Source organism: Limnobacter litoralis, from assembly GCF_030160455.1.
GTDB lineage: Bacteria > Pseudomonadota > Gammaproteobacteria > Burkholderiales > Burkholderiaceae_B > Limnobacter > Limnobacter litoralis.
In genome coordinates, this window is sequence record NZ_BSOJ01000004.1 from 26,752 (window position 1) to 41,646 (window position 14,895).

Below are 14,895 nucleotides of genomic sequence, written 5' to 3' on the forward strand. Positions count from 1 at the left end.
TTGATGATCGTGGAAGACGACACGGCGTTTGCCAAGGCGCTGGGGCGTTCGTTCGAGCGCCGTGGCTATGAAGTACACCTGGCCACCAATCTGGATGAAACCACGCAAGCCCTGCAACAGATCAATCCGAGCCATGCAGTGGTGGATCTCAAACTGAATGACAACTCTTCAGGTCTGGACTGTGTTCAGGCGCTTCACGCCCACAATGAAGACATGCTGATTGTCGTGTTGACGGGTTACGCCAGCATCAATACGGCAGTCGAGGCGATCAAGCTGGGCGCTTGCCAGTACCTGGCCAAACCGTCCAACACAGACGACATCGAGGCCGCTTTTGGTCACGTGGCAGGCACCGAGACGGTGTCGTTCACGAATCGGTCTACCTCCATCAAAACGCTGGAGTGGGAACGCATTCACGAGGTGTTGGCCGAGACCAACTTCAACATTTCAGAAACGGCAAGGCGGCTGGGCATGCACCGACGCACGCTGGCCCGAAAACTCGAAAAGCAACGCGTGAAATAAAACAGTTGCGAGTAATTGTGTTGAAATGTTTTGCAATGTGTTGTAAAACTTAAGCATGGCAGTTTCAAGCAGCAGCAGTATGGAAACCACACAAGAACTCAAACTCGACCCGAATCAGGTTGTTCCGCTTTACCACCAAATCTATCTCATTCTCCGCGAAAAAATACTGGAAGGTCATTACGACACCCATCCTTTGCCTGGTGAATTGGTGCTGGCCGAGCAGTTCAATGTGTCGCGGGTGACCATGCGGCGGGCCTTGCAAGACCTCGTCAAAGAGGGCTTGGTGGCGCGAGGGCGTGGCAAAGGCACTTTCGTCAAGCCCCGCGTGGAAGACCCGGGCACGGGTCAGTATCAAACCCTCAGCGCGTCAGCCATGCGCCTGCAAGCCAGCGGCGATTCATCCGATCTGCAGTTGATTACTTCCAAGCGAATCATTCCCTCCGCCGATGTGGCCACATTGCTACATTTGCCGAGCGATGCCGTGGTTGAAAAGCTGATCCGGGTGCGGCAGCTGAACAAACAGCCGATTGCCCACCTCACGAGCTACATTCCCGAAGATTTGTCGGGCAGGTTGTGCCGCAGGCGCTTGCGTGAATTTCCGATTTTGATGTTGCTCGAAGAAGCCGGCGTCAAAGTCACCAAGGCTCGTCAAACCATCTCGGCCCGCTTGGCCGATTCTGCCGTGGCGTTTGCTTTGGGCGTGCCGGTCGGCGCGCCATTGCTGTCGATTACAAGGGTGGCTTACGACGAAAAGGGCAGGCCGGTGCAATTGCTGCGCGGCCTGTATCGTCCCGATCGCTACGATTACCGCATCGAGCTGTCCAGAAAAGAGGTCAAGGGCCAATCTTCCTGGCAGCACGTCAACGAGGTTGAGTTTGCCTTTGAGAAACACCAGTCTGCGCTGGATTCCCTGTAGGCCGGTTTCTTATTTCAAAGGGTCAACCGGGCGTGGCTTGCGGTCATTGTCTACGGCCACGTAAGTGACGTAGGCCTCAGTAACCTTGGCCACCTGGTCGGGCTGCAGGCGACGCTGTGCATACACTTCCACATAGATCTGAATGGAAGTTCGGCCCACTTTCGTGATTTCGGCGTAAAAACTGCACAAGTCACCCACAAAAACCGGTTCTTTGAACACGAACGAATTCACCGCTACGGTTGCAATGCGGCCCTTGGCATGGGCTGTGGCAGGCACCGAGCCGGCCAGGTCAACCTGCGACATGATCCAGCCGCCAAACACGTCACCCGCAGCGTTGGAGTCTTTGGGCATCGGGATGACGCGAATCACAGGTTCACGGTCGACGGGCAGCAATACGGGTTCAATCTGGGTGTTCATGACAAGGTGTTTTTCAGTTTTTCAAGGCCTTATTGTACCTTGCCGCCCCCTTTGAGCCGCGTTATTCCGACTGTTTTCCGCCGTGTTCCTTGTCAAGAGCCTTGCGCGCCATGTTGTCGATGACTTGCGGAATGAAGGGTTTGAGTTTCAGGCCCAGTCGACCCTGTGCCGTCATGACCCACTCGCGTTTGCGGCTTTCCATTGCGGCTACCATTTCTTCCACGCACTGTTCAACCGACATGGCGCCGGTCTCACTCAGGCCCGACACATTGGCTTTCTGCCCCTTGGCATTCAGGCCGTTGCGGCGAATCTCGGTGTCCACCACGCCCGGAAAAATGGCGCACACGTCCACGCCCGTGCCCATGAGCTCGATACGCAGCGCTTCCATAAAGCCGCTCATGGCAAACTTGCTGGTGCAGTAGGTGGTTCGGGCGGGTACGCCGGTTTTTCCGGCCAGGCTCGACACGCCCACGATCAACCCCTTGGATTCTTTGATGGCGGGCAGAATGCGTTTGGTAATCCAGATCATGCTCATCACATTGATGCGGAACAGGCGCTCAAAGGTGCCCAAGTCTTCAATGTCTTCAAACCAGGCGTGCATGGAAACGCCAGCGTTGTTGATCACCACGTCCATGCGCCCATAGGCTTGAACCGCCTGATCAACCATGCGTTCGCACTGGTCTTGTTCGCTCACGTCACAGGCGATGCACAGGGCTTTGCCGCCTGCGTCTTCCACCTGCAGTGCCACTTCACGCAACTTGTCCAGGCGCCTGGCCACCAGCACGAGTTTATTGCCCGGTGCAAGTCGAATGGCCAACGCCGCACCAATGCCCTCTGAGGCACCTGTGACCAAAATCACCTTGTTTCGAATACCGCTCATTTGTCTGTCTCCTGTCTACGCCCTTGGTGGCGTGGTGATAGCATGGGTTTTTGTTGTTTTTGAAGCAGAAGTATCGCATGCGCAGACACGGCACAACCGAACCCGAAGCAGGCAGACCCCGAAACCGAAGTGATTGGGAAACCGTGGGCCTGCTCTTTCCTTATTTGTGGCGCTACAAATGGCGTGTCATGCTGGCCATTGCGTGCCTGGTGTCGGCCAAAGGGGCCAACCTGGGTGTGCCACTGCTGCTTAAAAAGCTGATTGATTATTTCGAGCCACTGCTGAAAAACGACGCACTGTTGACAGCAGCGGCCATGCCCGCCGCACTGTTGCTGGCCTACGGCGCTTTGCGCCTGTCCACGACTGTATTCACTGAATTGCGAGAGTTGCTGTTTGCACGCGTCACCCAAAGTGCCGTGCGCTCGATTGCCATACAGGTTTTTGATTATCTGCATGCCCTCTCGATGCGTTTTCACCTGGACCGGCAAACTGGCGGTGTCACGCGTGACATCGAGCGTGGTTCAAGGGCCATTTCAAGCCTGGTCAGCTACACCCTGTACAGCATTTTGCCCACGCTGGTTGAAATCACGTTGGTGGTGGGGTACCTGTTTATTCACTATGAAATCTGGTTTTCGGCCATCACTGGCGTGGCGCTGGTCAGCTACATCGTGTTCACAGTGAAGGTCACCGAATGGCGCACCCATTTCCGCCGCACCATGAACGACCTCGATTCAAAAGCCAACGTGCGGGCGGTGGACTCGCTGATTAATTTTGAGACCGTGAAGTATTTTGGCAATGAACGGTTTGAATCCGAACGGTACGGCAAAAGCATGAAAGCCTGGCAAGAGGCCGCCATCGATTCCCAACGTTCGCTGACCCTTCTAAACACGGGGCAAAGTGCCATCATCGCCGTGGCGGTCACCGCTGTGCTGTGGCGCGCGGCGCTGGGGGTACTCGACAAATCAATGACGCTGGGCGATCTGGTGCTGGTCAATGCCTTCATGATTCAGTTGTACATTCCACTTAATTTTTTGGGTGTCATTTACCGTGAAATCAAGCAGGCACTGGCAGACATCGAGCGCATGTTCAGTCTGCTGGACCAGAATCAAGAGGTGGTGGACAAGCCCGGTGCGCCCGCGTTGCAAGTGCAGGGCGCACGCATTGAATTCAGGCAGGTGGGCTTTGCCTACGACAAACGGCGAGAAGTCATTCGCAACCTCAGTTTTGATGTGCCCGCCGGACACACTGTGGCCGTGGTTGGGCACAGTGGCGCTGGCAAATCCACCCTGTCAAGGTTGCTGTACCGCTTTTACGATGTCACTTCCGGGGCCATTCTGATCGACGGGCAGGACATTCGCGAGGTGTCGCAAAGCTCGCTCCGATCCAGCATCGGCATCGTTCCGCAAGACACTGTGCTTTTCAATGACACCATTGCCTACAACATTGCGTACGGTCGCCCGTCGGCCAGCCGTGAAGAGGTTGAGCAAGCTGCCCGGGCGGCGCACATTCACGATTTTGTGCTGACCCTGCCCGATGGGTATGACACGCGCGTGGGTGAACGCGGTCTGAAGCTTTCGGGGGGTGAAAAGCAGCGGGTGGCCATTGCACGAACCATTTTGAAAAATCCGTCCATCCTGATTTTTGACGAGGCCACTTCGGCGCTGGATTCCCGTTCCGAGCGGGCGATTCAGCAGGAACTGAACGCGCTGTCCCGCAACCGCACCACCTTGATCGTTGCCCACAGGTTGTCCACAATTGTGCATGCCCACCGCATTCTGGTGATGGGGCAGGGTGAGTTGATCGAGCAGGGCACCCATCGGGAGTTGCTAGAAAAGAACGGCGAATACGCTCGCATGTGGGCGATTCAGCTGCACAGCCAGCAGGAAAAGGACACCTATGGAAACCAAATGGCTTGAAGATTTTGTTGCGCTCGCACAGACGCGCAACTTTTCAAAAGCTGCCAACATGCGCTGTGTCACTCAGCCCGCATTCTCAAGGCGGATTCAGTCCCTTGAGGCCTGGCTGGGGTGCGAATTGATTGACCGCAGTGCCTACCCAACCCGCTTGAGCAACCAGGGTGAGGTCTTTTACGAGCAGGCGCTGGAGATGCTGGAGCGGATTCGAGAAACCCGCACCTTGTTGCAGGGCGGTGTTTCCAACACTCGGCAGGTCATCCGGCTGGTGGTGCCACACACCTTGGCTTACAGCATGACACCCTTCTGGGTGCGCAGTCTTCGGGACTCGTTGAAGACGCAACATCCGGAAGTGTCGTTCCAGCTGACTGCCAAAAACATCCACGATGCTGTGCTGCATTTCACGGACGGCGCTTGCGACTTTCTGGTGTGCTACCACCACAGCCGCGAGCCCATTGATCTCGACAGCAGCAAGTACGAAGTCAAACTGCTCGGGGTTGAAGAGTTCAAGCCCTTCAGTCTGCCGGGTCCGGATGGCAAACCCCTTTACACGCTGGATGCGCTGGCACCGCTGGCTGTGCCGGTGTTGACCTATTCCAGGCACGCCTATTTGTCCCGCATGACTGACCTTGCATTGGAGCAGGGGCCCCGGTTTCTTAAAAAGAGTTTGTTTGAAACGGACATGTCCGAAAGTTTGAAGGCCATGTGCGAGTCGGGTCTTGGGGTGGCGTGGTTGCCCAGCAGTGCGGTGGCTTCCGACGTGCAGTCAAGGCTGGTGCCGCTGGATGGTCCTTACAAAATCGAGATGGAAATGCGCCTTTTTAGGCGGATACCGAGGGGCAAAGAGCACAATCAGATGGCGGATCTGCTCGATCAGGCCTGGCGCAGTTGGCCAGACTAACCCCCGGACTAGTGATGCAAGGCAGGGGTGGTTTTGGATTATGCAATTCATGCATGATCTAATGCCGAGAATGAATTGGGAAGAATTCTAATTCAGTTTTAGGATTACTTCCTTTCTGTATCAAGGGATGCACATGGCCAAGGCAAATTCAGAATACCGTGTTGAGAAAGACCTGCTCGGTGAGAAGAAAATTCCTGCCAACGCCTACTGGGGGGTGCACACCAGCCGGGCCATCGAAAACTACCAGATCTCCGGTTTCCATCTCTCCAACGCGCCCGATCTCATCAATGCCCTGGCGGCGGTCAAAATGGCAGCAGTCAAGGCCAACGCTGATCTGGATGTCATTCCGCGCAACATTGCCGACGCCATTGTCAAAGCCTGCCGTGAAATTCGCAGTGGTCAACTGCACGATCAGTTCGTGGTCGATGTCATTCAGGGTGGGGCTGGCACGTCCACCAACATGAATGCCAATGAAGTGATCGCCAACCGGGCCATTGAAATTCTGGGAGGCGTCAAGGGCGATTACAAGCTGGTGCATCCGATTGAACATGTCAACGCCTCGCAAAGCACCAACGACGTGTACCCAACCGCCGTCAAGATTGGGCTGATCAGCGCCATCTCCGGTTTGCTGGAGGCGATGGAAAATCTCAAAGAAGCCTTCGGTGAAAAAGCCTTCGAGTTTCGAAAAATCCTGAAAATCGGGCGCACCCAGCTGCAAGACGCAGTGCCCATGACCTTGGGGCAAGAGTTTTCGACCTACTCCGTCATGATTGGCGAAGACATTCAACGGGTTAAAGAAGCCATCAATCTGATTCTTGAAATCAACCTGGGTGCCACTGCAATCGGCACCGGCATCAACACCGATCCGGAATACGCCGCCCGGGCGCGTCATTACCTTGAAGACATCACTCAACTGGGCTTGGTCACTGCGGCCGACCTCGTTGAGGCCACACAAGACACGGGCTCTTTTGTGCAACTTTCCGGGGTGTTGAAGCGGGTGGCGGTCAAGCTCTCCAAAATCTGCAATGACCTTCGCTTGTTGTCTTCCGGGCCGCAGGCCGGCTTGAACGAGATCAACCTGCCACCCCGCGCCGCAGGTTCATCCATCATGCCCGGCAAGGTCAACCCCGTCATTCCCGAGGTCGTCAATCAAGTGGCCTTTGAAGTGATCGGCAACGACATGACGGTGACCATGGCCGCAGAGGCCGGGCAGCTACAGTTGAATGCGTTTGAACCCATCATTGCGTGGAGTTTGTTCAAAAGCATTTTCCACCTGACGGCCGCTTGCAAAACCCTGACCAAAAATTGCGTATTAGGGATTACCGCAAATGAGGCGCTTTTGAACCAAAGAGTGCAGGAATCCGCCAGTTTGGCCACATCACTCAATCCCTATATAGGCTATGATCAAGCATCGGAGATTGCCAAGACAGCCCTCAAAACCGGTCGACGTGTGTCAGATCTGGTTCTCGAGAAAGGCTTACTGTCAGAGCAGCAGCTGTCTGAAATACTCCGGCCCGAGGTTCTCACCATGCCTCGGAGGATAAAACTCTGAATTCCGGTATGTGAAGTTGTCGCATTTCGGGGGTGTGTGCACATTTTGTGCGTTTATTTTTTAAGGAGCAAAAATGAAACGTAATCTCCTCTTGGCCGCTATGGCGTGCGTTGGCCTCTCTGCCATCCATCCAGCGCAGGCAGAAGACCTGACCGGTACATTAAAAAAAATCAAGGAAACCAACACGATCACCATCGGTTATCGTGAGTCGTCCGTTCCATTTTCTTATTTGGACGACAAACAAAAGCCAATCGGCTACGCGCTAGACCTCTGTTACAAGGTGGTTGACGCTGTAAAGGCCAAGCTGAATCTGCCGAACCTGAAAGTGGGCATGCAGCCTGTCACGTCCGCAAACCGTATTCCATTGATGCAAAACGGCACCATCGACATGGAATGTGGTTCAACCACCAATTCTGTCAAGCGCCAGGAACAGGTATCCTTCGGTGACAACTACTTCGTCACCAGTGTGAAAGTGGTTGTGAAGAAAAACAGCGGCATTAACAGCCTGGCAGACCTGAACGGTCAGCCCATTGCCACCACATCAGGCACCACATCCGTGCAATTGATCAAGGAAAACGAAAAAGGCTCCAAGATCGATTTCAAAACCATCTATGGCAAAGACCACGCTGAAAGCTTCTTGTTGGTGGCCAATGACCGCGCAAAAGCATTCGTGATGGATGACATTCTGATTGCTGGCCTGGTTGCCAACAGCAAAGACCCTCAGGATTACAAATTCCTGCCTGAAGTACTGCACACCGAGCCTTACGCCATCATGCTGCGCAAAGACGACCCTGAATTCAAGAAAGTGGTGGACGACACCATGGTCAAGGTCATGAAGTCTGGCGAAGCCGAGAAACTGTACAACAAGTGGTTCATGTCACCCATTCCACCCAAAGGCGTGAATTTGAACTTCCCGATGTCACCCGAGTTGAAAGAGGCGTTTGCCCATCCAACTGACGCTGGTTCAAAATAAGTTAGTCGTGTCGTGATGAAGGCCGGCCCTACGCAACAATCGTAAGCCGGCCTTTTCCTTGAATTTGTCCGAGACGATCACTAGGGAGAAAACAAAATGAATAGCGGTCTGAATTGGGCAGTCTTTTTTCAGCCGGTAGTCGATGGTGAGCCACTGCTGTGGTACCAAACCTTGATCTCCGGCTTGTATTTCACCCTGGCCTTGTCGATAGTGGCCGGCATTATTGCCTTTGTGGTGGGGTCGCTGATTGGTGTGTTCAGAACCACCAGCAGCAAAAAACTCGTATTCATAGGCAATGCCTATGTGGAAATTTTTCGAAACATACCTTTGATTGTCCAGTTCTTTCTCTGGTACTTCGTGGTGCCCGAATTTATTCCGCCACTCAAAGAATGGTCCATCAGACAAGATCCTACACTGGTTCAGTTTGTGGCGTCAGTGGTGTGTTTGGGTCTGTTCACAGCCTCTCGCGTGGCCGAGCAGGTCAAGTCAGGCATTCAGTCCCTCTCACGCGGACAGCGTGCAGCGGGTTATGCGCTGGGTTTGACTGAATTCCAGACCTACAGGCATGTGCTTTTGCCAATGGCTTATCGAATCATTGTTCCACCCCTCACTTCCGAGGCAATGAACCTGATCAAGAACTCGTCGGTTGCGCTGACCATTGGTCTGACTGAACTGACATTCCAGACCAAGGAAATGGGTGAAAACACGTTTCGTTTCATTGAGGTTTACATCGTAGCGACCGTGATCTACGTCACTGTGGCCATGACTGTAAACCGGGTGATGGTGTACATCGAGAAGAAGACCTCAGTACCCGGCTACATCTCGGGAGGCAAATAATCATGAATTTTGACGTCAGCGCAATTATGCGCTCCATGCCCTACCTGATGGGCGGGCTGGGTTACACGGTTCAGCTCACGGTCATTGCCTGTTTGGGCGGCATTTTTTTCGGCACTTTGTTGGCCATGGCTCGCCTGTCCAGCATTAAACCCTTGTACATGATCGCCTCCGGTTACGTGAACCTGATGCGCTCTATTCCCCTGATCCTTGTGATTCTGTGGTTTTACCTGCTGGTGCCAATCGTGATCCAGAAGGTAACCCATTCCGATTTTCCACCGCGCATTGGGCCGGACCGTTCGGCTTACATCACCTTCATCATGTTTGAGGCTGCGTTTTTCTGTGAAATCATGCGGGCGGGTATTCAGAGTATTCCGAGGGGGCAGGTGGGTGCGGCCTATGCACTGGGGCTCACCTACGGACAGTCGATGCGTCTGATCATATTGCCGCAGGCCTTCCGCAACATGCTGCCCGTGCTGTTGACCCAAACCATCATTCTCTTCCAGGACACTTCACTGGTGTATGTGTTGTCCGTCACCGACTTTTTGGGTGCGGCGTCCAAGGTGGCCCAGCGGGATGGCCGACTGGTAGAAATGTATTCTTTCGTGGCCATTGTTTATCTGGCCTTGTGCTTCTCGCTGTCCATGTGCGTGAAAGCATTGAACAAACGAACCCAAATTATTCGATAGCAGGAGAGCGCTGTGATTGATATCAAGAATTTAAGCAAGTGGTACGGCAGCTTTCAGGTGCTTACCGATTGCACAACGTCCGTCAAGAAAGGCGAAGTTGTGGTTGTTTGTGGTCCTTCCGGCTCAGGCAAGTCCACGCTGATCAAGTGCGTGAACATGCTGGAGCCATTCCAGCAGGGCACGGTCACGGTGGACGGCATTTCTGTGGGAGACCCCAAAACCAATCTGCCCAAGTTGCGTTCACGCGTGGGCATGGTGTTTCAACACTTTGAGTTGTTCCCACACCTCACCATTACCCAAAACCTGACACTGGCCCAAATGAAAGTACTGGGTCGGTCACGTGAAGAAGCGGAGACCAAGGGCTTGGGCCTGCTGGAACGAGTTGGCTTGAAGGCGCAGGCCAAAAAGTTTCCGGGTCAGTTGTCGGGCGGTCAGCAGCAACGTGTGGCCATTGCTCGCGCTTTGTCGATGGACCCGATTTGCATGCTGTTCGACGAACCCACGTCAGCCCTTGACCCAGAGATGATCAACGAGGTACTGGATGTGATGGTCGAGCTGGCGCAAGAAGGCATGACGATGATGTGCGTCACCCATGAAATGGGCTTTGCCCGCAAGGTGGCCGATCGCGTTATTTTCATGGATCAGGGCAAAATTGTCGAAGACTGCAAGAAGGACGACTTCTTTGGTTCGCCCCGTTCCGACAGAGCTCAGCTGTTTCTCTCAAAAATCCTGAATCACTGATTCACGAGAGGTCGCCACCTCTCGGGGTGGTGGCCTTGTCGGCCTGTTCACTTTTGGATATTTCAATCGCCTTGGCGTACTTCACGAAACTGTTGAAGCAGCCGATCGCAATGTGGACCAAGCCAGGCAATCCATCCAGAAAACCCCGCCTGATCAGATAAAACTTGATGAACCGCGTGAGCGGTGAAAGCACCACTTTGCCCCAACCCGGAATCTGCCGACGTTCAACCAGATGCCTGGCCTGAATGCTGGTGTACCGGTTTTGCTTATTCAGGTAGGTCTGAAGGCTTTCTGCGGAATGGTGCAACAGGTCACCGTTTATGCGTTGAAAGCCCGCTTCTGGCAAACGGGCTTCCACTTTTTCATGCACCTCGTCCAGACTCCACTGCGCCCGCATTCGGTGAAACAACCGCCTTGAATAGTCTGGGTAGCCTTCCCCGTGGCGCAGGTACTTGCCGAGAAAGAAGTTGCTGCGGGGAAATTCGAATCCGGCCAAAAGGGGATCATTCTCCAAGGCGATGCATTGCGCTTGAAAGGCCTGTCGAATGGATTGCTCAAGGTCTGGGCTGACCCGCTCATCGGCGTCCAGGCACAACACCCAGTCGTGGCGGGCTTGCTCAACTGCCCAACGCTTTTGTGGCCCAAATCCGAGCCAGTCTTTGTGCAACACCCGTGCACCGTGCTGTCGCGCCACGGTCGGGGTGTCGTCGGTGCTGCCTGAATCGACAATCAGGATGTCTTCGCAGAACTGAACGCTTTGCAGGGCCTCTGGAAGCTCAGAAGCGGCGTTCATGGCGATGAAAACCGCAGAAAGCGGCAGTTTTTCTGATGGCATCGTGGTCAATTTGGTTGGGGCGTTCAAGCTCGGCCGTGGCCTGTGCGTAAAATAGGGCGTCGATTACTCATCCACGCTACATGAAGCGTATCTTAATTGTTAAAACCACTTCCATGGGCGATGTCATTCACGCATTGCCGGTTCTCGATGACATCCATCGTTATGATCCATCCATCCTGATTGACTGGATGGTGGAAGAGCCGTTCTCGGATTTGGTGCGGGTCAATTCTCACGTCAATCAGGTGGTTTTGGTGAATTTGCGGAAATGGCGTCGGATGGGGCTTGCCTACACATGGCGCGAATGGAAACGCCTGAAGGCGTTTTTGTCAGATCGACAATACGACGTGGTCATTGACTTGCAGGGTTTGATTAAAAGTGCCTGGCTGGCCAGCGCAGCGAAAGGACCCCGGGCCGGGGCGCGACTGGGGTTGGCCAAAGAAGCGTTGGCCTGTCTGTTTTATCAGCGTCGCGCCGGCTTTGATCCGCAAGCGCACGCGGTGGAGCGACTACGCGTGTTAACCGCTGAACTCTTGGGCTTTCGATTGCAAGGGCCCCCGGTTTTTTACCCGGAAATGAATCCCAAGCAGGCACTTCACATTCACACGCGTGACGTTTGGTTCTTGCACGCCACTGCGCGGGATGAAAAAAAGTGGGATCTGGTGGCGTGGCGCGAAATGGCACACCGCCTGACCGATTTGGGCTATCAAGTGAAATTGCCTTGGGGCAGCGATTCGGAACGCAAGCAGGCCGAGGCCATTGCCCTGGGGATTGATCATGTTGAAGTGCTTCCCCGAATGTCCTTGGCGCTGTTGCGGGAAAAAATGAGCCAGGCATGCCTGGTCGTTGGCGTAGACACGGGTATTACCCACCTTGCGGCAGCCCTGTATCTGCCGATGGTGGCTCTGTTTTTTGCAACCCCAGCCTGGCGTTATGGTCCCCGGTTCAATCCGCGTGCCATTAGTCTTGGCGATGTGGGCAGGGTGCCTGCCGTGGGTGAGGTGTTCGAGGCGGCGTCCAGGCTATTGAGAGGAAACAAGGTTTGAGAAAGCTGCAGTTTGTGCTGGCCTTGGCGCTGTATTCGCTGGTGTTGTTGCTGGCCCAGCCTTTTTTGGCGATTTATCTGCTCAAGCGGGGCCGCAAACAACCCGAGTATCTGGCCAACTGGTCTCAGCGTTTTCTGGCCAATGTGCCTCGGGGTTTTCAGGGTTTGTCCGGCTCCAAAAGAATCTGGGTGCATGTGGTGTCCGTCGGTGAAACCCACGCTGTGTCACCGTTGGTCAAGCTTTGGGCTGCTAGCCATCCAGAGCACGTCTGGTTGTTTACTTCAACAACGCCGACCGGTCAGGCAACCGCGCGGCAGCTGTTCTCTGACTTGAAGGGCGTTCAGTTCAGTTATTTGCCGTACGATCTGCCCTGGTTGATCCGCCGTGCCATTCGCCGATTCAATGCGAGCCAGCTTTGGCTGGTGGAAACCGAGCTTTGGCCCAATTTGATATTGCAGGCCAAGCGCGCGGGTGTGCCTGCCAGTCTGGTCAACGCCCGAATTTCTCCACGATCCGGGCGCCGATTGTTGAAGCTGAGTTTCCTGGCTACCCCGGTGTTGCGGTCCTTGCATCGCATTGTTTGCCAAACCCATGAAGACGGTCAGGTGTTTAGCCAACTGGGCCGTCCAGCGGACGCCATTTGTGGAAATCTGAAGTTTGATGTTTCACGACGCGAAGATTTGATCAAACTGGGTGGTCAGTGGCGTTCTGCCTTTTCCGGGCCTGTGCTGCTGTTTGCCAGCAGTCGCGAAGGCGAAGAGGCCATTTTTCTCGATGCCCTGATTCGTCAGCAGTTTTTCAAACGACTGCCCCAAGCCAGTGTCTGGATCGTACCTCGTCATCCACAACGGTTCGACGAGGTGTTTGCCGCCATGGACGCTGCAGCTTCACGAATGGGCATAGCCAGGCCGCAGCGGCGTTCTCGATGGAGTGGGCAGCCTTCTGAGGGCCCAACTGGGCTGGTACTGGGCGATTCCATGGGTGAGATGCCCGCTTATTACAGCGCTGCCGACCTTTGTTTGTTGGGTGGTTCTTGGCTGCCCTTCGGCGGTCAGAACCTGATTGAGGCTTGTGCCTATGGCTGCCCGGTCTGGATGGGCCCCAACACCTTTAATTTCTCGAAGGCCGCCGACGATGCCCTGCTGGCCGGTGCCGCTCGCCGGTTTGACATGCTGAGTGCTGCGTGTGCAAGTTTTCTGGAGGAATATGAGCTGGTGTCTGGTGCCAAAAGCCGGGCACTGGAATTCGCAGCCCTCCATGCGGGCGCTGCCCAAGCAACGTTGGCCGTGTTGGCCGCTTAGGGTTTGCTGCCCAGCAAGTCATTCACCTTGGTCAGGGCGTTTTCATCCAATTGCCCAACGGCCGACTGCAGTTCCAGCATGCTGACCAGCGCGTCGTACTTCGCCTTGTAAAGGTCGCGTTCGGCGCTACTGAGCTGTTGCTGGGCGTTCAGTACGTCAATGTTGATTCGAACCCCCACCTCGTAACCGGTTTTGTTGGCTTTAAGCGCGAGTTCGCTGGATTGAACTGCTGTTTGGAGCGCTTGCACTTGAGACAATCCACCCGTGACTTTTAAAAGTGCAGATTTGGCAGCTTGCGAGGCATTGATCACCGCGCTGTCATAGTCGTATTGGGCTTTGTTGAGTAAAGCAGCCTGTTGCCGAACCTTGCTTTGCGTGGCGCCCCCCGAGTAAAGGGGCACGGCCAGCGTCAGGCCCAGGGTTCTATTGGTGGACGACACGTCAAAGGGGCGGCCGGTACTGGGGTCAAAAATTTGCTGGTTGCCGTCGCTGTATTGGGCGGTCAGATCCAGCGTGGGCAGGTGACCTTCCTTGGCTTTGCTGACTTCACGCTTGGCAATGAGTTGGGCAAGTTGGGCCTGTTGAGCCATCAAATTGCTGCTTTTTGCCAGGTCGGCCCATTTGGCGGGGTCGGTGCTGTCCGGATTGTTCAACTTGGCCTGAGTCTGCAGGTCTGCAAGGCGTTGAGGTGCTGTGCCGGTAATGGCTTCAAGTTCCAGGCGTTTGACCGCAAGCGTGTTGCTGGCGCCCACTTCTTGCGCAATGATCAGATCGTACTTGGCCTGGGCCTCTTGTTGATCCGTCACCGTGGCGTTGCCCACCTCAAAGTTTTGCTTGGCCGACTTCAGTTGTTCAACCGTGGCGGCCTTCTGGGCCTCCAGTGTGTCGAAGTCTTTTTGCGCAGCAAGTACAGCAAAGTAGGCCTTGCTAAGCCTCAACATCAGATCCTGGCGGGCTTGTTGAAGCGTCAGTTTTGCAATTTGAGCCTTCAGTTGACTTTGCTTGTAGGTTTCCCAGGCTTGAAGCCTGAACAGTGGTTGGGTCAGCTGAACTGTGTAGCCGCGTGGCCTGCTCGTGCTGCTGGTGCTGAAGCCCAGGGCTGACTGGGTGCTTTCAACTTTTTGGGTTTGTGCGGTGAGTCCCAGATTGGGCAGCAAGCTGCCCAGGGCTTGTTTGGGCACTTCTTGATCAGCCTGAAACTGCGCTTCAGCGGCCAGGTAGGTTTTGTCGAACCGGCCGGCTTGTTGGTACAGACTCAGCAAATCGGTTTGGGGCCCGGTTTCTTGGCACTGCGCAGTCGAGTGAAGCGCTGCCAGACATGCAACGCCCACTGTGAGGATGGCTTTGAATTGGATCGGCACTGCTTGATCTCCTCAATACG

At 54.8% G+C, this 14,895-nt stretch carries 15 protein-coding genes; 11 read left to right on the forward strand and 4 right to left on the reverse strand.

The window, feature by feature from the left end:
- The first annotated feature begins 3 nt into the window (after positions 1-3).
- Together QQJ87_RS01055 and QQJ87_RS01060 are read left to right on the forward strand one after the other, a co-directional pair.
- A complete protein-coding gene (locus tag QQJ87_RS01055; RefSeq protein ID WP_284279508.1) occupies positions 4-519 on the forward strand; it encodes a response regulator transcription factor in 516 nt (171 codons plus the stop codon).
- A 79-nt stretch (positions 520-598) separates the two neighbouring features.
- A complete protein-coding gene (locus QQJ87_RS01060; protein WP_284279435.1) occupies positions 599-1,435 on the forward strand; it encodes a GntR family transcriptional regulator in 837 nt (278 codons plus the stop codon).
- Positions 1,436-1,444: 9 nt separating this feature from the next.
- Here QQJ87_RS01060 and QQJ87_RS01065 read toward each other — a convergent pair whose 3' ends face one another.
- Positions 1,445-1,852 (reverse strand): acyl-CoA thioesterase, encoded by a 408-nt coding sequence (locus QQJ87_RS01065; RefSeq protein ID WP_284279437.1) that lies wholly within the window; start codon positions 1,850-1,852, stop codon positions 1,445-1,447.
- Positions 1,853-1,913: 61 nt separating this feature from the next.
- Positions 1,914-2,732 (reverse strand): SDR family oxidoreductase, encoded by an 819-nt coding sequence (locus QQJ87_RS01070; RefSeq protein WP_284279438.1) that lies wholly within the window; start codon positions 2,730-2,732, stop codon positions 1,914-1,916.
- Between the two features lie 77 nt (positions 2,733-2,809).
- On the opposite strand from QQJ87_RS01070, the gene QQJ87_RS01075 reads away from it, so the two are divergent.
- The 7 genes from QQJ87_RS01075 (at position 2,810) to QQJ87_RS01105 (ending at position 10,335) form a co-directional block, all read left to right on the forward strand.
- A complete protein-coding gene (locus QQJ87_RS01075; protein ID WP_284279439.1) occupies positions 2,810-4,648 on the forward strand; it encodes an ABCB family ABC transporter ATP-binding protein/permease in 1,839 nt (612 codons plus the stop codon).
- Positions 4,629-5,546: a LysR substrate-binding domain-containing protein gene (locus QQJ87_RS01080; protein ID WP_284279441.1), complete on the forward strand. Its 918-nt coding sequence runs from the start codon at positions 4,629-4,631 to the stop codon at positions 5,544-5,546. The genes QQJ87_RS01075 and QQJ87_RS01080 overlap by 20 nt, the downstream gene beginning before the upstream one ends.
- 133 nt (positions 5,547-5,679) lie before the next feature.
- Positions 5,680-7,098, forward strand: a complete 1,419-nt coding sequence (aspA, locus tag QQJ87_RS01085) for an aspartate ammonia-lyase (protein WP_284279443.1) — start codon at positions 5,680-5,682, stop codon at positions 7,096-7,098.
- A gap of 73 nt (positions 7,099-7,171) precedes the next feature.
- Positions 7,172-8,071 (forward strand): transporter substrate-binding domain-containing protein, encoded by a 900-nt coding sequence (locus QQJ87_RS01090; protein WP_284279444.1) that lies wholly within the window; start codon positions 7,172-7,174, stop codon positions 8,069-8,071.
- A gap of 96 nt (positions 8,072-8,167) precedes the next feature.
- Positions 8,168-8,908, forward strand: a complete 741-nt coding sequence (locus QQJ87_RS01095; RefSeq protein ID WP_284279445.1) for an amino acid ABC transporter permease — start codon at positions 8,168-8,170, stop codon at positions 8,906-8,908.
- Positions 8,908-9,594 carry an amino acid ABC transporter permease gene (locus QQJ87_RS01100; protein WP_414674856.1) on the forward strand — a complete coding sequence of 229 codons (687 nt, stop codon included), beginning with the start codon at positions 8,908-8,910 and terminating at the stop codon, positions 9,592-9,594. Before QQJ87_RS01095 ends, QQJ87_RS01100 begins: the two co-directional genes overlap by 1 nt.
- A gap of 12 nt (positions 9,595-9,606) precedes the next feature.
- A complete protein-coding gene (locus QQJ87_RS01105) occupies positions 9,607-10,335 on the forward strand; it encodes an amino acid ABC transporter ATP-binding protein (protein WP_284279448.1) in 729 nt (242 codons plus the stop codon).
- 1 nt (position 10,336) lies between these two features.
- Here QQJ87_RS01105 and QQJ87_RS01110 read toward each other — a convergent pair whose 3' ends face one another.
- Entirely contained in the window at positions 10,337-11,170 is an 834-nt protein-coding gene (locus QQJ87_RS01110) for a glycosyltransferase family 2 protein (protein ID WP_284279449.1), read from the reverse strand.
- A gap of 80 nt (positions 11,171-11,250) precedes the next feature.
- Here QQJ87_RS01110 and waaC point away from each other — a divergent pair, with 80 nt between their 5' ends.
- Positions 11,251-12,213, forward strand: a complete 963-nt coding sequence (gene waaC, locus QQJ87_RS01115; protein WP_284279450.1) for a lipopolysaccharide heptosyltransferase I — start codon at positions 11,251-11,253, stop codon at positions 12,211-12,213.
- Positions 12,210-13,514, forward strand: coding sequence for a 3-deoxy-D-manno-octulosonic acid transferase (locus QQJ87_RS01120; RefSeq protein ID WP_284279451.1), 1,305 nt, complete (start codon positions 12,210-12,212; stop codon positions 13,512-13,514). The genes waaC and QQJ87_RS01120 overlap by 4 nt, the downstream gene beginning before the upstream one ends.
- On the opposite strand, the gene QQJ87_RS01125 is transcribed toward QQJ87_RS01120, so the two are convergent.
- Complete coding sequence (locus QQJ87_RS01125) at positions 13,511-14,875, reverse strand: TolC family outer membrane protein (protein ID WP_284279452.1); 1,365 nt, start codon at positions 14,873-14,875, stop codon at positions 13,511-13,513. The two genes, QQJ87_RS01120 and QQJ87_RS01125, sit on opposite strands and share 4 nt — an antisense overlap.
- Positions 14,876-14,895: the final 20 nt, after the last annotated feature.